This is a genomic window from Mesorhizobium sp. J18, from assembly GCF_007829525.1.
In the GTDB taxonomy this organism is placed as follows: Bacteria; Pseudomonadota; Alphaproteobacteria; order Rhizobiales; family Rhizobiaceae; genus VLJP01.
In genome coordinates, this window is sequence record NZ_VLJP01000004.1 from 22,788 (window position 1) to 39,953 (window position 17,166).

At 60.3% G+C, this 17,166-nt stretch carries 15 protein-coding genes; 4 read left to right on the forward strand and 11 right to left on the reverse strand.

The features are described 5' to 3' along the window. The first annotated feature begins 9 nt into the window (after positions 1 to 9). Positions 10 to 3,495, forward strand: coding sequence for a PAS domain-containing hybrid sensor histidine kinase/response regulator (locus tag L598_RS02580; protein ID WP_144860157.1), 3,486 nt, complete (start codon positions 10 to 12; stop codon positions 3,493 to 3,495). On the opposite strand, the gene L598_RS02585 is transcribed toward L598_RS02580, so the two are convergent. Continuing rightward, positions 3,496 to 4,155: a response regulator transcription factor gene (locus L598_RS02585; protein ID WP_144859977.1), complete on the reverse strand. Its 660-nt coding sequence runs from the start codon at positions 4,153 to 4,155 to the stop codon at positions 3,496 to 3,498. A gap of 195 nt (positions 4,156 to 4,350) precedes the next feature. Between L598_RS02585 and L598_RS02590 the strand changes: the two genes are divergently transcribed. After that, positions 4,351 to 5,190, forward strand: a complete 840-nt coding sequence (locus L598_RS02590) for a thioesterase family protein (RefSeq protein WP_348642729.1) — start codon at positions 4,351 to 4,353, stop codon at positions 5,188 to 5,190. Here the strand turns inward: L598_RS02590 and L598_RS02595 are convergent. Then, entirely contained in the window at positions 5,187 to 5,627 is a 441-nt protein-coding gene (locus L598_RS02595) for a hypothetical protein (protein WP_144859990.1), read from the reverse strand. The two genes, L598_RS02590 and L598_RS02595, sit on opposite strands and share 4 nt — an antisense overlap. Before the next feature lie 111 nt (positions 5,628 to 5,738). Here L598_RS02595 and L598_RS02600 point away from each other — a divergent pair, with 111 nt between their 5' ends. Next, positions 5,739 to 6,086, forward strand: coding sequence for a DUF952 domain-containing protein (locus L598_RS02600; protein WP_144859993.1), 348 nt, complete (start codon positions 5,739 to 5,741; stop codon positions 6,084 to 6,086). Then, positions 6,086 to 7,162, forward strand: coding sequence for a quinone-dependent dihydroorotate dehydrogenase (locus L598_RS02605; RefSeq protein ID WP_144860160.1), 1,077 nt, complete (start codon positions 6,086 to 6,088; stop codon positions 7,160 to 7,162). The genes L598_RS02600 and L598_RS02605 overlap by 1 nt, the downstream gene beginning before the upstream one ends. Here L598_RS02605 and L598_RS02610 read toward each other — a convergent pair. The 9 genes from L598_RS02610 to L598_RS02650 form a co-directional block, all read right to left on the reverse strand. Then, positions 7,159 to 8,427 carry an MATE family efflux transporter gene (locus L598_RS02610; protein ID WP_144860163.1) on the reverse strand — a complete coding sequence of 423 codons (1,269 nt, stop codon included), beginning with the start codon at positions 8,425 to 8,427 and terminating at the stop codon, positions 7,159 to 7,161. The two genes, L598_RS02605 and L598_RS02610, sit on opposite strands and share 4 nt — an antisense overlap. A gap of 179 nt (positions 8,428 to 8,606) precedes the next feature. Next, the gene (locus tag L598_RS02615; RefSeq protein WP_144859998.1) at positions 8,607 to 8,870 is read right to left on the reverse strand and encodes a DUF6460 domain-containing protein; all 264 of its coding nucleotides are present in this window, start codon (positions 8,868 to 8,870) and stop codon (positions 8,607 to 8,609) included. Positions 8,871 to 8,925: 55 nt separating this feature from the next. Continuing rightward, positions 8,926 to 9,597 carry an ABC transporter ATP-binding protein gene (locus tag L598_RS02620; RefSeq protein ID WP_144860001.1) on the reverse strand — a complete coding sequence of 224 codons (672 nt, stop codon included), beginning with the start codon at positions 9,595 to 9,597 and terminating at the stop codon, positions 8,926 to 8,928. Beyond that, positions 9,594 to 10,367 (reverse strand): ABC transporter permease, encoded by a 774-nt coding sequence (locus L598_RS02625; RefSeq protein ID WP_144860004.1) that lies wholly within the window; start codon positions 10,365 to 10,367, stop codon positions 9,594 to 9,596. The genes L598_RS02620 and L598_RS02625 overlap by 4 nt, the downstream gene beginning before the upstream one ends. Positions 10,368 to 10,374: 7 nt before the next feature. Then, a complete protein-coding gene (locus L598_RS02630) occupies positions 10,375 to 11,574 on the reverse strand; it encodes a lipopolysaccharide biosynthesis protein (protein WP_144860009.1) in 1,200 nt (399 codons plus the stop codon). Further along, positions 11,564 to 13,597 (reverse strand): capsular polysaccharide biosynthesis protein, encoded by a 2,034-nt coding sequence (locus L598_RS02635; RefSeq protein ID WP_144860013.1) that lies wholly within the window; start codon positions 13,595 to 13,597, stop codon positions 11,564 to 11,566. Before L598_RS02635 ends, L598_RS02630 begins: the two co-directional genes overlap by 11 nt. Positions 13,598 to 13,619: 22 nt before the next feature. Then, entirely contained in the window at positions 13,620 to 14,615 is a 996-nt protein-coding gene (locus L598_RS02640) for a KpsF/GutQ family sugar-phosphate isomerase (RefSeq protein ID WP_144860016.1), read from the reverse strand. Between the two features lie 2 nt (positions 14,616 to 14,617). Beyond that, complete coding sequence (locus tag L598_RS02645; RefSeq protein WP_144860019.1) at positions 14,618 to 15,784, reverse strand: polysaccharide biosynthesis/export family protein; 1,167 nt, start codon at positions 15,782 to 15,784, stop codon at positions 14,618 to 14,620. After that, positions 15,778 to 17,097 (reverse strand): capsular biosynthesis protein, encoded by a 1,320-nt coding sequence (locus L598_RS02650; protein ID WP_186444911.1) that lies wholly within the window; start codon positions 17,095 to 17,097, stop codon positions 15,778 to 15,780. Before L598_RS02650 ends, L598_RS02645 begins: the two co-directional genes overlap by 7 nt. Between the last annotated feature and the right edge of the window lie 69 nt (positions 17,098 to 17,166).

The window sequence follows — 17,166 nt, forward strand, 5'->3', positions numbered from 1 at the left end:
TTGGCTGTCGTGCAAGGCTGGGCCATAGGCATTATCGCGATCGCCTATGTCACGCTGCTGTTCGCCATAGCGAGCATCGGCGATCGCCGTGCCGCGGCTAACGGAAACATCCATTCGCGTCCCCTCATCTATTCCCTCAGCCTTGCCATCTATTGCACTTCCTGGACCTTCTTCGGATCGGTCGGACTGGCGACCGAACGCGGACTGGAGTTCCTGACGATCTATATCGGGCCGATCCTGGTTTTCCTCTTCGGCTTTCCACTGCTCAAGCGCATCATCCGGCTCGCCAGGACCGAGAGGATCACCTCGATCGCTGACTTCCTCGCCGCGCGTTACGGGAAAAGCTTCGCCGTCGCTTCCATTGCGACGCTGATCGCGACCTTCGGAACGGTTCCCTATATCGCGCTCCAGCTCAAGGCGATCTCCGATTCTGTGAGCCTGATGGTGAAGCATTATGACGGCGCGCCGCCTTCGATCGACTTCCTCATCGGCGACATCTCGCTCATCGTCGCGATATTGCTGGCGCTTTTCGCGGTGCTCTTCGGCACGCGCCATGCCGACGCAACGGAGCATCAGGACGGGCTGGTGCTGGCGGTGGCGGTGGAATCGATCGTCAAGCTTGCCGCTTTTCTTGCTGCCGGCATGGCGGTGAGCTTCTTCCTGTTTGCCAATCCGGCCGAGTTGATACGGTCCGTCAGCGCCAATCCCGCCGTCGTGGATGCTTTCAATTATCCGACATCGCTTGCCACCTGGATCGTGCTGACCACGCTCAGCGCCTTCGCGATCATCATGCTGCCGCGCCAGTTCTACGTCACCATAGTCGAAAACCGCGATCTAGCCGAACTGAAGAAAGCAAGCTGGATCTTTCCTCTCTACCTCGTTCTCATCAATCTCTTTGTGCTGCCAATCGCTTTTACCGGCATGACGATGATCGGCGACCAGCGTCATGCAGATCTCTACGTGCTGGCTATACCACTCGCCGAGGGGCAAGAACTGCTGGCGCTTCTCGTCTTCATCGGCGGTCTTTCGGCCGCGACTGCGATGGTGGTGGTGGCCAGCGTGGCGCTCTCGATCATGATTTCCAATGATCTCGTCATCCCGCTTTTCGTGCGCCGGCTCCTCCGGCCCGACCGGCGAGAAAAGGAAGACTGGTCGGTGGTAATTCTCAATATCCGCCGCGCCGCAATCTTCCTCATACTGTTTGCAAGCTTTCTCTACTATCGCGAGGCAACCAGCAATACGCGACTGGCTTCCATCGGCCTGATCTCCTTCGCCGCCATCGCACAATTCGCACCGGCTTTCTTTGGCGGCCTGATATGGCGGGGAGCCAACAGCCGTGGCGCCGTCCTGGGGATGTGCACCGGCTTCGGCATGTGGTTCTACACGCTTTTGTTCCCATCCCTGGCACCGCCGGATGCAGATATCCTCCTGCACGGTCTTTTCGGGCTCGAGGCGCTGCGCCCGCAAGCGCTATTCGGCACCGTGGGCGAGCCGCTCAATCACGGCGTGTTCTGGAGCCTTTCGGTCAATACCCTGTTCTTTGTCCTCGGTTCGCTGTCGCGCGAAGCAATGCCTCTCGAAAGAATCCAGGCAGCCATTTTCGTGCCCCGCGACGTAAACCCGATGCCCAGTCTTCGACGGTTCCGCACAGCCGTGACGGTGGATGACCTGAAAGAGACGATCGCACGCTATCTCGGCGTCGAGCGGATGGAACGGTCCTTCCAGACTTTCGAGGCCAACAATGGCATTCGCCTGGACGGACACGCACAGGCAAGCATGCCGCTGATCAGGTTTTCCGAGCAGCTACTGGCAAGCGCGGTGGGCTCGTCCTCGGCCCGACTGATCCTGTCGCTCCTTCTCCAGCGCAACGACCGTTCGCCGCGTGAGGCCAAGCGCCTGCTCGATGACGCTTCCGAGGCGCTGCAGCAGAATCGCGACCTCTTGCAGACAGCACTCGACCAGATGGAGCAGGGTATCACGGTCTTCGATCGTGACTATCGCCTCATCTGCTGGAACCGGCGTTATCGCGCATTGTTCGAACTGCCCGACGAGATGGGCCAGGTCGGGGTCTCGCTCGATCAGATCCTCGACCATCTTGCAAAGCGAGGCGATCTGGAGCTGGGCACCGAGGCTGCAGTGCTCAACCGGTTCACGCCGTCGGACACGCCGTGGCAGATTGAACTCGTCAATAGCGGCCGCATCATAGAATTGCGTTCTAATGCAATGCCCGACGGCGGCATCGTGGCGACCTATACGGATATCACAGCACGCGTCGAGGCGGAGACGGCGCTCAAGCGTCTCAACGAAACCCTGGAGCAGCGGGTGAGCAGCCGCACCGCCGAACTGATGCGCGTCAACGAGGAACTCGCGCTCGCGCAAATGCTCGCCGACGAAGCAAATCTCGGCAAGACGCGCTTCCTGGCGGCGGTCGGCCATGACATCCTGCAGCCGCTGAACGCGGCCCGGCTCTATTGTTCCGCACTCAAGGAAAAGCTACGCGGGGGCGGAGAAAGCAATCTGATCGTAAATATAGAATCTTCGCTCGATTCCGTTGACACCATTCTCAGTGCCGTGCTGGACATTTCGCGGCTCGATACCGGAGCATTCAAACCGAACGAAACCACTTTCAGGCTGGATGCCCTTTTGAGACAGATCGGCACCGATTTCCAGCCTCTCGCAGCGTCGAAGAATCTTGATTTGCGGATCGTGCCTTCCTCCCTCGCCGTCAGAACCGACCGCAATCTCTTTCGCCGGTTGGTACAGAACCTCGTTTCCAACGCCATCAAATACACGCGCAAGGGCCGCGTTTTGATAGGCGTCAGGCGGCGTGGGGACCTCGTCGAACTACAGGTATTCGATACCGGCATCGGCATCGCGGAAAACGAGCTCAACACCGTATTCCGCGAATTCACCAGGCTGGATGACGGCATGAGGGAAGCGGAAGGGCTGGGTCTCGGTCTATCCATCGTCGACCGTATCGCACGGGTCTTGCGGCGCGAAATACAGTTGCAATCGCGCCTGGGGTCCGGAACACGTTTCTCCGTGATCCTGCCGGTTACGGAAGCCATAGAAGCCATGCGGGCAGAAGGCATCCAGCCGCCCGTGCACGGCAACATGATGCTGAAGGGCATGAGCGTATTGTGCATAGACAACGACCCACGCATCCTCGATGGAATGCGGCTGCTTCTGGCCGGCTGGGGCTGCGAGGTCACCACCATTGCCGGTTCGTCAGATGCGGACGCGCTGGCGACCGCGCCGTCGCTCATACTTGCTGACTATCACCTCGACAGGGAAGATGGGCTGGAAGCGATCGCCAGGCTGCGCGCACGCTTCGGGTCGGATATCCCGGCGATCCTGATCACGGCAGACCGTTCGAACGAAGTGCGCAGGGCGGCAGAAAAAATGGGCATTCCCATCCTTAACAAACCCGTGCGGCCGGCGGTTCTCAGAACCATCCTGACGCAACAGCGCAAAATGCCGGCTGCCGCCGAATGACTATCTTGCGACAAGTAGCTTGTCGCCGCTGATACGCGAAAGGCGAATGACGGCCTGTGTGCGGCTATCCACGCCCAGCTTCTGCAGAATCGCGGAGACATGCGCTTTGATGGTCGCCTCCGAAACATTGAGTTCATAGGCGATCTGTTTGTTCAGAAGGCCTTCCGCCAGCATGGCGAGCACGCGCGCTTGTTGCGGCGTGAGCGTCTGGATACGCTGGACCAGGTCGGAAATCTCGTGATCGCTCTCGACGCCGAATTCGATCCCTTCCGGCACATAGATCTCCCCGTCGAGCATAAGCCTGACAGCCTGTCGAATCTCATCCATTCCCGCCGACTTGGGGATGAAACCCGAAGCACCAAGATCGAGTGCCCGGCGTATGGTTTCGCCATCGTCATAAGCTGAGATGACGGCAATCGGTGTGGTCGAATGGATGCCACGCAACGCGATGAAGCCAGAAAGGCCTCGGGTGCCGGGCATGGCCAGATCGAGGAGTACAAGGTCTATCTCCTCATTTTCCGTCATTAGTGCCCTGACGCTGTCGAAATCGCCAGCTTCCAGAATTTCAGAGCCTCCGCCGATCCCGGAGAGCGCCTCCCTGAGCGCGCCGCGAAAGAGGGGATGATCATCGGCGATCACAAATCTGTAGCTTGACGGCAAGCCATCCTCCCTTTGATCCCGCCGCATGTGTTTGTTCTGATCGAGCAACGGGACGAACACGCGGATTATGCGCCGCAGCAGGCGGTTTTCAAGATGAAAGCGACAGGCTTGATCCAGCTATGGATTTCCGGCCGTGGATAATGCAAAGCTTCGCGCCCCTCCTCCAATTTTACAGGACCGTTCGACTTGCAAGATATGCTGGAAACGCACCGATCCTTTGTCAATTCATGGGAATCCGACGAAAATGACCATATGAACGTGCAGTTCTATTTCAGGCGTTTTGACGAGGCAGCACGGATTTTCAGTCTTCTTTCAGCGGAGGGCGCGCAGCAAACGACGCTGCCACGCGACCGGCATGTCAGATATCATGCGGAACTCCACGCGGGCGCGCGGACCCTTGTCCGCTCCGCTGTGATAGCGGGCGGATATTATAACGGCCGCGTCGTTCATTTGCTGGAAAATGCCGAGACCGGCGCGCTTGCCGCCATCGCGCTCGAGGCCACGTCCGGCCTTGCTTACAGGCACCAGATTTCGCCCGAACAGGCCGAAGCCGCGCTGCCGCGCAGCGCCGGCAGTGATCCGTTGCAGCCGATCGCCGCGGATCGGATCCTCGCGGAAGGTGGCCTGCTTGCCAATGCATCCGTGGTGAGTCCCGCCGAGTGCGACGTCGATGGCGAGATGAATGCACAATACTATATCGCTCGCTTTTCCGATGCCGCTCCGCATGTATGGGCTTGCGCCGGTCTCGATACCAGCTGGCTGCGCGAGCGCGGACTGGGGCGCGTCGCGGTTGAAATGAAAATCACCCACCATCTTCCCGCTCGAGCCGGGGAAGCGATCGCGCTTTATTCCGTCCCCAGGATCAATGGCGCAAAGACCTTGCTGCTGCGGCACGAGATTGTGCGGATAGCCGACCGGGAACCGATCGCCAGCGGAGAGGTGGTCGTGCTCATGCTCGACCTGAAAACGCGACGTTCGCAGGCATTGCCCGATGCACTGGTCGAGCGCATGGGCACAAAACCCGCCTCGGACTAAGTGCGATCCTGCGTCGGCGGTGCAGGCTCCTCTTCCTGACGGAACTCCCGCTCCAGATCCCTCGCAATATCCATGAAACGTCGGAAGAAGCGCTCCATCAGCCCCAGCGTCTTCTCGACCTCCTCGTCGGAAGGCAGGTCTTCACTCTTCGCCGCGGCGCCGCCTTCTTCCAGCGCAGCGATCCGATCCTCCAGCGCATCGAGGCGGGACTGGAGGGAGTCGATCTCGTCCTGATAAGCCTGACGTTCTTCCGTCGCCAGCCTGCAAACCAGCTGGCCGTTGCTTTCAGTGCAGGTCGATATCTGGCCCGTTCGCGTATCCATGCGGACATAGCCGTTTTCCGTTCTCTCGATAGTATAGTGTTCGGTTTCCTGCGCCGGAGCGGCAACGGCCGTTCCGACGAGCAAAATGGCCGCAGCCGGAATGATATTTCGCATCTGCATCGCTCCCAGCATGATCACCGATATGTTGCAGCCGATTGCGCCATAATTTCGATTGCGACCGCATCGGCACTTTCGCCGATCCGGCGTTGCGACTATAGCCGGACCATGACGACACTCATCTACAAGATCTGCACGAAGGCCTTGTGGCGGCAGGCCGAAGAGGACGGTATTTTCCGGGGTGCTCCGGTCGATGTCGAGGATGGCTATATCCATTTCTCGACCGCCGCGCAGGTCAGGGAGACGGCGGCCAAGCATTTTGGCGGACAGAGCGGTCTGGTGCTCGTCGCTGTTGACGCGGAAGCCCTCGGCGATGACCTCAGATATGAAGTGTCACGCGGCGGCGCGCTGTTTCCGCATCTTTATGCGCCGCTGCCGCTTAGTGCGGTGCGCTGGGCCGTACCCTTGCCGCTCGACAAGAACGGGCTGCATGTCTTTCCGGATCTCGCCGCATGATGCGCCTTTTCGATGCAGCCGCACGGGGAGTGCTGTTTTCCTTTGATCCGGAGACGGCGCACGGTCTTTCCATCGCTGCGCTGAAAACAGGCTTCCCCGTCTGCCGTCCGCCCAGACCAAGCACCCGACTGGCAACGACCGTGGCCGGCATCGCCTTCCCGAACCCGATCGGCATGGCGGCCGGCTATGACAAGAATGGCGAGGTGCCGGACGCCCTGTTAGCGCTCGGCTTCGGCTTTGCCGAATGCGGGACGGTGACGCCGCTGCCCCAACCGGGCAATCCGCGTCCGCGCATTTTCAGGCTGGAAGCGCATGAAGGTGTCATCAACCGGCTCGGCTTCAACAATGAGGGCAATCAGCCCTGCCTGGAGCGCCTGAAAGCGCGCAATGGCCGTCCGGGCATCGTCGGGGTCAATATCGGCGCCAATAAGGACAGCGCCGACCGGATCGCCGATTACGAGGCCGGCGTGCGGACTTTCGCCGGCATTGCTTCCTATCTGACGGTGAACATCTCCTCGCCCAACACCGCCGGCCTGCGCAATCTGCAGGACCGGGACAATCTTTCCGAACTGCTGAATCGGGTCGTCGCAGCAAGAAGTGAGACTGGGGCGCAGGTTCCGATTTTCCTCAAGATCGCGCCGGATCTCGATGACGAAGCACTCGGCGATATTGCCCGCATCGTGAAGGAATACAGGCTGGACGGGCTCATCGTCTCCAATACCACCCTTTCCAGGCATAATGTCTCCGGTCCATATGCGCAGGAAGCTGGCGGTCTTTCCGGGCGGCCTCTCTTCGAGCAGTCGACGATCATGCTGGCGAGAATGCGCCTGCTGGCCGGGCCCGACCTGCCTCTGATCGGGGTCGGTGGTGTAAATTCCGCCGAAACAGCACTCGAAAAGATCCGTGCCGGAGCCGATCTGGTGCAGCTCTATACCGGTATGATCTATGCCGGCCCGTCCCTTCCCGGCCGGATCCTGCGCGGGATGGAAGCTTTCATGCGCACCGAAAGAATCGAGAATCTGCGGCAGATTCGAGATAGCCGAGCCGGCTTCTGGGCAGAACGCAAGGCGGATTAACTTTCCCGGAAGACCACCTGCCGCCGCGACGGCAGCACAGCAAGCAGGCTCAGACCGCGCACGATCAGGAATATGTGGAGCGCAATCCAGAGTCCCGTATTGCCGAATGCAGCGGCGAGGCCATAAAGGCAGGCGAGATAGACGCCAAGCGACAACAGCATCATGTTGCGCATGTCGCGCGACCATGTGGCGCCGATGAACACGCCGTCCATCTGGAAAGCCAGAACGCCACTGACACCTGTCAGCGCGGCAAAGGGAAGATAGCGGATCGCCATGTCCCTCACCTCCTCGGCATTCGTCATGAAGGAGACAAGCGCTTCACCAAAGAAGAGGCAGATGGCGGCGGCTGCAAAGGCGAGGGCAAAGCCCCAACCGGCCGTCAGCCAAATAGTCTTGTCGAAAGCTGGCCTGTAGTGCGCTCCCACGGAGCGGCCGGCCAGTTGCTCGGCGGCGCTGGCGAAACCATCCAGGAAATAGCTGGACACGAGGAAGAAGTTCAGCAGAACTGCATTGGCGGCGAGCGTCTCTGTACCGAGTTGAGCGCCCTGGCGTGTGAAGAGTGCGAAGGCCGCCAGCAGGGAGAACGAACGGATCACGATGTCCCTGTTCATCGCGAACATGCGCCTGACAGGTTCCAGATCGAAAACGCGCCTAAGCGCCAGCGGCGGAGCGTGGCGGAAACGCGTGAGCACAACTGCCATTCCGAAAATGGCGCCGACCAGTTCGCCTCCGACCGTTCCCCAGGCAACGCCCTCGATCCCCCAGCCGAGAACCAGGCCGAGATAGATCGACAGGACGATATTGGTACCGTTGAGGACCGCCTGCAGCAGCAGGCCGAGAACACCTTCACCCCGCCCCAGCACATAGCCGAGAACGGAATAATTCACGAGCGTCAGAGGCGCGGCCAGCATGCGGATCGCGATATATGTCTGCATCGCTTCTGCCACGCGCGGTTCCGGATCGACGAACAGCTTGCCGCCGCCGGCGATCAACGGTGCGAGCAGGATCAGCAGGATACCGAGCACAACTGCAACGAGAAAGGCACGCCAGAAGACGGCCTGCTCTTCCGCCGTATCGCCGCTGCCGAAGGCCTGGGCGACGAGACCGGTGGTCCCGGAACGCAGAAAATTGAATGTCGTGAAAACAACATCGAAAACGACCGCGCCGGCGGCCAAACCGCCGAGAAGGGCAGCATCGCCGAATTGGCCTACTACGGCCATGTCTGTGACGCCGAGCAGAGGCGTGGTCAGAAAGCCCAGCGTCATGGGCACGGAAATCGCCAGTACGCTGCGATGTGTGACCTCGAAAGGGCGGACGGAAGGGAGTTGCTGGCGTACCTGATCCACGTCTGTATCCTGGGACGAATGGGGCTACCGAAGAGGCCACAGATCCGTATGGAAACGGATCATGTCGCCCGCAACGGCCGCCGGCCGCATCCAATCTGCTATTTGCGGTAGCTCAGGAGCCGCAGGATAAGGAAGGCCGGAATGACGATCACTGCGCCAAGCAGGATATAGCCGAGGAAGCGGTCTATCGCGGCAAAGCCCAGATTCCAGATGCGCAAGAGGCCGTCCCGTATGCCATAGAGGACATCGAAGGGAGACCAGTCGAAAGCCGCCATGATCATGCCGACGATGAAGGACAGGACGAGCAGCTTCAGCGCTATTCGCAGCGGACTGTCGCCGAGGAAGCGGGTTATGGCCGACAACGGGCACACTCCTTTGCCGTTTTCGCACCCCAGATACGCGCTCAACCGTCCCGATTCAACTCTTTCGCGCCGACCGTGCCATGCTTGCCGAATATGCGTCAATGAGATCCTCCACAGCATCATAGTACCAGATGCCACCTGCAGTCAGCAGCAGGCCGCAATCGCAATAAGCGCGGATCTGGCTCATGGAGTGCGAAATCATGACGATGCGGGAGTTCGGCAATTTCTCCTTGAAGACGGCCTGCGACTTCTTCTTGAAGCTCTCGTCGCCCACCGCCGTAATCTCATCGATGAGATAACAATCGAAGTCGATGGCCATGCTCATCCCGAAGGCGAGACGGGCCTTCATGCCGCTGGAATAAGTCCTGATCGGCAGGTTGAGCGACCGGCCGAGTTCGGAGAAATCACGCACATAGTCTATGACCGCTTCGGTATCGGCTCCGTAGATGCGCGCCACGAAGCGAACATTCTCTATGCCGGTCATCGAGCCGTTGAAACCGCCTGAGAAACCCAGCGGCCAGGAGACGCGGACGTGGCGAATGATCCGCCCTTCATCCGGCTGTTCAGAGCCGGATATCAATCGCATCAAAGTCGATTTCCCGGCTCCGTTCGGCCCTATGATGGCGACATTCCGATCGCGAGGGAAAGTGAAGGAAAGGCGATTGAGGACATGCTTCCTGACAGCCTTCACCTTGTAGCTCTTCGAAACGCCGTGCAGCTCGATCATGCGCTGCTTCTCCTGATGCGGGTGAGCCTTTCCCCCGCAAGTCCTAGAAAGGTCAGGAGCAGCGCGACCCATAGGATATAGCTCTTGTCGAGCACGGTGCTGTCGTAATTGACGTAGTAGCCGCTCCGCACCCATTCGACGGCGTGCAGCACGGGGTTCCATTCGAGCCACTCGATCGCACGTCGCGGAAGATAGCTCGGAACATAGAAGACACCCGACACGAAAAACAACGGACGGGTCAAGATTTTCTCTACATGTCGCCAGCTCTCCCAAAGCGAGAGGATGACGGCATTGACGGTCCCGAAGCCGAACCCGAGAAGGGAGGTGGTCGCAAAGGCAGTCATCAGCTCGCCCGGATGGGCAGGCGGACCGGCCAGGCCAAAAAGCATCAGGCCCGAGAAGAAGACGGCCATGATCAGCACATAGGTGACAGCGATCAGGATCGCGCGGGCGAAGAGAACATCCGTCTCCTTGATCGGCGGATAGGTCAGCAGCGCCTTATTGGCGTCGAATACCGTCATCAGGGAGTTGCCGAGTTTGTTGAAGAGCTCCAGCGTCAGGACGCCGGTAGCGAAAAACAGCGCAAGGCTTGCGCCGAAAGGCGGTTGCCGGCCTATGGCGGAAAAGATAGCGACCAGAACCGCCGTGCTGGCCGCAGGCGTGATGATGGCCCAGAGATAGCCAATCTGCGTCGTGCCGAAGGTGGCCCGCGTCTCGCGCAGCACCAGCGCGGCCAGGACACGGAACTGCAGCGCAAGCACCGCCTGCATCAATGCCTCACGAGACATGGTCGCGTACGGCGTAGACGATGAGCGTGCCTATGCCCCAGATCAGCGACAGCCCGGCGAATATCAGGAAGGAATTCAGCACGCGCCTGGGATAGAGGGGATATTGCGGCACTGCAGGTGTCGAATAGACCGCCAGATATCGCTGCTGCCGGTCAGCTTCGACGCGCGCCTTTTCGAGCGAAGACAGGGCAGACGTATATGCCTGTTGAGCGAAATTGCGCTCGACCTCCAATGTCTCGAAAGTCGCAAGCTGTCCCGTCAGAGCCCCGCCTGATGCCTCGTCGGGAGCACTGGTCTCCGACCTTTGCGCAGCGATCTGTGCCTCCAGTGCCTCGGCCTGCCGGATCAGATTGCGCAGCGACGGTGAACTTACATCGACTGTTTCCCTGAGCGCTGCAATACGGGCGCGGTATTCGGCAAGCTGCTTTTCCAGGTTCCCGATCAGTTCGAGTTGGATGCGCGCACTGCTCGCCGGATCAAGCGCCCTTTCGTCCTCGCGGAAACGGCGCACGGAATCGAGCGCCGCCTTGAGGCGCTCCTCCGCCCGCTCCACCTCCATATTGGCATAGGCAACGGCGTCATTGCGCGCCTGGCGCGAGAGTTCGTTCACAAGAGCCTTGCTGTAGTCGAGCACAAGCGCGGCAATGTGCCGGGCATCCTGCGGCGTGAATGCCTCGACCTCGAAGGTGATGATGCCGGAGGTGTTGTCAAAGGCGGTGTGAATGCGGCGCTGCCAGTATTCGACAACCTGCTCGATTTCCAGATCAGGGTCCATGCGGGAGAGGATATCGGCGTCATCCGTTCCATAGCTTTGCCGGAAGGGGAAATCCGCTTCGAGGTTTTCGACAATGTCGCGGCTTTCGAGATATTTGAGCAGGATGTAGGAATCGGATGTCGTCGATCCATTGCTCGCAAGCCCGGTGAAAGAACCAAGAAGATCGACGCCCGAGCCCCCATCCATGCCACGCACGGCAAAGCCCGCGCCAGCCACATAGCGATCGGATGCAACAAAGGCATAGTAGAGCACGCCCAGCAAGGAAGGAAGAAGGACACAGAGCGCGAAGGAGGCCGCCAGGATACGCCGACGCAGATCGCGCGGACGGAGCGCAGAGGTCGAAGCGGGCGCAAGTAATTCGCCCTCCCGACGCTCGGGGAGAGGGACGAGTTTTGGCTTTCTGTCATCGGCCATGATTTGTCTCCATGACTGCAGCCGATGCTGACTTTGTCCAAGGGACTTGTGGAGAAGTCAGCTTCTTCGACAGAGAAAAGAGGGGCCGCAAGGTCCTCCGCCAAAGCGGGAGCCCTCCACCTCCCGCCGCACGCCATGCGATCAGTTCCTCTACTGCCCGTTCCGGCGTCGTGAAGCGGCCGGTGACGCGGCTGACATAGGCCGGATAGAGGATGAGGCTTCCCGCAACGAGTTCGTCGAGGCTAAGCCTGCGACGGCGATGCCCGATGGGATACATATCCCTGGTCAGTCCCCATCCGGCATAGAAGGGCTGGCCGTAACAGACAACATTGCGTCCGCGCATCAGAGCCTCAAAACCCGTCAGCGACGTGAGCGTATGAACCGCATCCACCTGCTCCAGCAGATGCGCCATGGAGGGGCCGACGACGATCTCGTCGCACCAGGAGGCAACCTCCCCTTCGTCGCGTCCTGCCGTGCGCAAACCGGCGGCGACATCCGGATGTGGCTTGTAGACAAGATACGCATCCGGTTCGGCAACTCGTACGGCGCGCACCAGATCGATATTGGTTCTGGGCCCCAATGTGCCAAGGCGTAGGGAGGCGTCATCCTCCACTTGACCGGGGACAAGGATCACCTGCCTGCGCGTATCCGGCCTTTTCCAGGGAACCGTCCCGATATTGTATTTGGTGATCCCCGCTTCCGAAATCCGCAGACGCAACCTGCGCGCCCGGGCGACCAGCCCTGCGTCGAAATCGGTCTCCTGCAAAATGCGATCGAGCCGCGATGGAGACCGGGAATTGTAATATATGCCAAGATCGTCCGAGACCCAGGACAGAGGATGCGTGAGATCGGCGCCCAATCCGACCGAGCGGAGAAATCCGTCCTCGATCCTCAGGACAGTGGAATCCGCCGGCAGCCCTTGCGGCTTGCCAGAGCCCCAGACGGCAACAGTCGCGCTTGCCGGAAGGTTGGAGGGATGCCGTGTGAAACGGATATCGGAGCCGGCCAAAAAGCGCCGCAGGATCGGCCTTTTCCACAGCGAGAAGCCGACCGCATGGACCTTTCTCGCAAAACGCTCCCGCATCTGCCGCTGCAGCGCGAGATGAGCAAGAAACCTCTCGACCTCGCAGCGCCCACCGGTTTCGGGATCGACATAGCGGGGATAGGCCACGAGCGCGGCATGGACGAGTTGTTCGAGGTCAGCCTTCCCTCGACGCGCAGGAGCCGGCAGCTCGTCCCCGGTCAGGCCCCAGCCGGCATAGAATGGCATTCCGAAGCAACGAACCTTCCGGCCCCAGATCAGTGCCTCGAAGCCCATCTGTGAGGTAACGGTGTAGACGGCTTCCGCTCCCTCGATGAGGCCAACCGGATGACAGTCTTCTGCTACAAGGACGATGCGGGGGTTTTTCCCCAGCACGGAATGATCGAAATAGCCGCGCTTCTTCCTCGCAAAGGCGTCCGGATGCGTCTTTATCACGACCGCGCAATCTGGATTTTCGGCAATTGCCGCGTCCAGCATGCGGGTGAAGCTCGACTTGTCAGCCTGACCGTAGCCGATGGAAGCGTCGCCGAAGGTCTGGTCGCATACGAGGACGTATCGGGCCAAACGGTGCAGGAGCCTGTCCTCGCACTCCCGTGCATGGTTGTATTTGGAAACTCGTGCCTTTCGCCAGGATTCGATCAGAGCGCGGGCGCGGATAGCCTGTTCCGCATCGAGCGGGTCGGCAATCAGCTTCTCCAGCCGCGAAGGACGACTGGCATCGTAATAGATTCCGATATCGTCGACGACGAGCGACAAAGGCGGGTCGTTGCGCTTCACCGAGCGCAAAAAGCCGTCTTCCAACAGCAGATAAGGGACACCGGCTTTCGCAGCCATGGTCCGTGCACGATCTCCCGAAGGCTTGGTGCCCCAACCGGCTGCGGCTGTCGCCCCCGCCGCAGCGCGCATGAAGACTGCATCTTCGCCCAGGAAAACGCGAAGATGCGGAATATCTGCAATGCCCCGGGAGGCGAGCGTGATCATCTCGCCCCCTTAATGACGGCTTTCATTGCGACACTCCCGCACGGAGACAGTCATGGACATGGACCAAGCCAAGCAGCTTCCCGCCTTGATCCTCAACCGGCAGGCAGGTGATGCCATTGGCGCTCATGATTTCCAGCGCCTCTGAAGCCAGACAATCCGGCTCGATCGAAAGAGGTTTGCCGAGCGAAACATCCCGCGCGCGGGACTGCCACAAGCGGTCCACATTGCGGCGCATATCGCCGTCGGTGATTATTCCGCAAACAGCTTCGTCTTCGACCACGAGCGCCACTCCGAAGCCCTTGGCGGACATGGTGATGACGACCTCCTGCATCATAAGGTCCGGATCAACGATCGGCAGGCTGTCTCCCATATGCATGATGTCGCAGACACGCAGGAGTTTTGCTCCCAGCTTTCCTCCGGGATGGTAACGTCTGAAATCCTCCGGCGTCGTACCGATCATCCTGACGAGCCCGACGGCCAGCGCATCGCCTATCGCCAAGGCCAGGGTAGTGGAGGTAGTCGGGGCTAGGCCATTCGGACAGGCTTCCTCGATCGTTCCATAGGCAAGTACGACATCAGAATGCTTCCCCAGCGTGCTTTCGGCATTCGATACGATCGCGATCATCGGCACGGCGTTCAGGTTGCAATAACGGATAAGATCCGACAGTTCCGCCGTCTCGCCGGAATTGGAGAGGACGACGACCGCACTCTGCGGACCTACAAGGCCAAGGTCGCCGTGGCTCGCTTCCGCCGCATGGAGAAAAACCGCGCTGCGGCCAATCGAGCGGAAGGTCGAGGCGATCTTGCGTGCGATGTGGCCGGATTTGCCGATACCGGCGACGACTACCGGCTCCCGTGCATCACGAAGGATCTTGAGGGCGGCCAGAAACTCGTTGCCCAAGGTCTCCGAATAGTCAGCGATGGCAGCGGCTTCCAGCCTCAGCGAAGCCTTGCAGAGGGAGAGCAGGGTCCGATCGGAAATGTCGAAACTGTTTTTGGTCGTTACATGAGTGTTCATGGTCAATTTCCGATCGATGAAGCCGACCTCGCCGTCCCCAGGAGCGGCGAGACAATGGTTGCAAGGAACTTGCCGAGTTCGGCGGTCGGATGGTTGGCGACGTAGAGCACATCCTTGTCGCGCATCCGGAAGCCCTGGGCGGTGAAGAAAGCCTGCGGGTTCTTGAAGTCGAGCCGGTAGATCACCGGCGTAACACCTGGCGCATAGCTATCGAGCTTGCCGATGCCCTGGCCGGTTTCGACCAGCCACTGGGCGAGCAGACGGTCCTCCAGGCGCAGCAGGAAGACCCCGCCGGCATCGGCCCGCGTGTCGATCAGCCCGCCGACTTGCGCCAGCGCCTCGGCAAGCGAAACAGACTCGCTCTTGAAGGGAATAAGGCCGCTCGTCTTGACTGCTCCAAAGGCGGAATAGGTGCGGGGCTTGTGCAGGACCAGCACATTGTCGCCCGGGGCCAGCCAGATATTGTTGGATGGATGGCTGACCACCTCGTCGAGCCGCACGGCGCCGGAATGATCGCCGCGGGTGATCGTGGCAACCGTTTCGTAGGTAGCCTCGCGTGTTCCGCCAGCCAGCGCAATCGCCTCCACCAGCCTCAGGCCACGGATGGGAACGGGCAGTTGGCCCGGCCGGGCAACATCCCCCACCACCACAACGGAATTGGCCTGATTGTCCTCGAGAAGCACCTGGACCTGCGGTTCGACGGCCTTGCCCCTCAGCCCCTCCTCTATGGCCGAGCGCAGCTCCTCCACCTTGCGGCCGGCAGCCCGAATCCTCCCAGCATAGGGAATATAAACCTTGCCATCCTCGTCAACGACAGCCCTGAGCGAAGTTTGCTTGTGCTCGGCCGTGGCGAATACACCATCCTGGGAAGGCTCCCAGATATTGATCACAAGCCGGTCGCCGACGCCGATCCTCGGACGCCATTGCCCGCCCAAAGCCCTGAACTCGCGGGGAAACGAAACCGGCTGGAAAAAGTTGATCTTGTCGAGCGCTGCCGTATCGAGCCGCACCATCACATAGGCATTTGGGGCAGCCTTGCCGTCAGCTTGATGCAAAGCGATGTCCATCGCGGTTGGTCCGTTACCCGGCAGGGTCGAGCACGCAGCGATGGCGAGCAGAACCGCGGCCGCCATGGCCAAACGGCAGCAGTCGAAAATCTTACTCAGCATGCTTGTGCCAGGACCTCGTCGAGTATGGCGTCATGCGCCCTCGAGGCAGCCTGACGAAGCCTCTCCACAATGCCGTCACTGGCGAGCGCCATCCCTTCAGCAGAATAGAAGTCGCCGGGAATCAGGGCTTCCCATGCAATCCAGGCTAGATAGCGCCTGCGTGTTTCCACGTCGGCCACAGGCCCGCCAGCCCAGAACGCGTTGAAATCAGGGGCGCCATGCGCGCATGTCGCCAATGCCTCATTAGCGTAAAGCGCATTGCCGATCACCAGCAGCGGCGCGCCGTGGTAGATCGCCGACAGACCCGAAGTGGAATTGATGGTTATCATTCCCGCCGAATGACGCGTCAGGAGGCCGATGGAACCCGTTTCCACGACATCGACCCTGTCCCCGACGCCGAGCGCTTCGGCAATCTCGCGCACCAACTGTCTGGCATTGCTGTGACCACGCTCAAGCGGATGGATTTTGAAGACCAGTCGATGGGTCTTCGGGGCGGAGCGGGCAAAGGATCGAAGCGTTTCGATTATCAGCCGCATGCTGTTCCAGCCATAGGCGGATCGGCTCAACTGGCTGTCGGCGGAAACCTGAAGCGGCACCAGAAAATACCGGCTGTCGTAAATCTCCAGCAGGCGCTCGATCGTGCGGAAATCCCGCGACCGCCCCCGAAAGTGCCGCCAATAGTTGCGAGCCCATAAAAACGGCTCCACGAGCGCCGCGAAGCGTCGGTGGAAGAGCTGCCGCTCCCGCGGGCGGCTGAATAGGGCGCGAATGGCATAATAGGCAGCACCATATCTGCACATGACCTGAAAGGATTGAAAGTCCCTCGGTGCCTGAGGAAGCTGGCGCCTGTCGAAGGAACGGGGAGGCATCCTGCCGGCCAGCGGCGAATAGGCATTGTTGCCACCTGCCTCAGCCGTCACGAAACCGGGACGGATATAACCTTCCTCCAAACACAGGGCGTGAATCCCCGCCTTGGCAGCTACTCTCCGGGCGACCTCGTGCGCCGGCCGCGAGCTACCGAAAAGGATGATGTGATCGACCTCATTGCCTGTGATGAAGGAGTCCAGCCACGTCTGCCATTCCCCGGCGGTTCCGGCAAAACCGATCCATTTTCTACCACGGATGAAAAAACGGTCTCCGGCATTGAAGGAGATCCGCCAGGCATCGAATCCCGCGCTTTCCAGTCTTTCCTGCAACAGGGAGAAAAACGGCCCGACGGGCCCTTGGAGCAAGACCACGCGCGGCTTTGTCTTTGCCGGAAGGCGGGAACGCGGAGAGAAGCCGCTGCGTACAAGACCAAGACGTCCTGGCAACAACCAATCCCGCCTGGGAAAAAGGCGGGACGGGGGCGTGGACAGGGGAACCGCTGGTTCCTTCGAATA

What these genes read in the sequence shown, in the direction of transcription:
- L598_RS02590 (WP_348642729.1), top strand. Translation starts at nt 4,351, where the DNA reads ATGCTGGAAACGCACCGATCCTTTGTCAATTCATGGGAATCCGACGAA.
- L598_RS02595 (WP_144859990.1), bottom strand. Translation starts at nt 5,627, where the DNA reads ATGCGAAATATCATTCCGGCTGCGGCCATTTTGCTCGTCGGAACGGCC.
- L598_RS02600 (WP_144859993.1), top strand. Translation starts at nt 5,739, where the DNA reads ATGACGACACTCATCTACAAGATCTGCACGAAGGCCTTGTGGCGGCAG.
- L598_RS02605 (WP_144860160.1), top strand. Translation starts at nt 6,086, where the DNA reads ATGCGCCTTTTCGATGCAGCCGCACGGGGAGTGCTGTTTTCCTTTGAT.
- L598_RS02610 (WP_144860163.1), bottom strand. Translation starts at nt 8,427, where the DNA reads ATGACGCTGGGCTTTCTGACCACGCCTCTGCTCGGCGTCACAGACATG.
- L598_RS02620 (WP_144860001.1), bottom strand. Translation starts at nt 9,597, where the DNA reads ATGATCGAGCTGCACGGCGTTTCGAAGAGCTACAAGGTGAAGGCTGTC.
- L598_RS02625 (WP_144860004.1), bottom strand. Translation starts at nt 10,367, where the DNA reads ATGCAGGCGGTGCTTGCGCTGCAGTTCCGTGTCCTGGCCGCGCTGGTG.
- L598_RS02630 (WP_144860009.1), bottom strand. Translation starts at nt 11,574, where the DNA reads ATGGCCGATGACAGAAAGCCAAAACTCGTCCCTCTCCCCGAGCGTCGG.
- L598_RS02635 (WP_144860013.1), bottom strand. Translation starts at nt 13,597, where the DNA reads ATGATCACGCTCGCCTCCCGGGGCATTGCAGATATTCCGCATCTTCGC.
- L598_RS02640 (WP_144860016.1), bottom strand. Translation starts at nt 14,615, where the DNA reads ATGAACACTCATGTAACGACCAAAAACAGTTTCGACATTTCCGATCGG.
- L598_RS02645 (WP_144860019.1), bottom strand. Translation starts at nt 15,784, where the DNA reads ATGCTGAGTAAGATTTTCGACTGCTGCCGTTTGGCCATGGCGGCCGCG.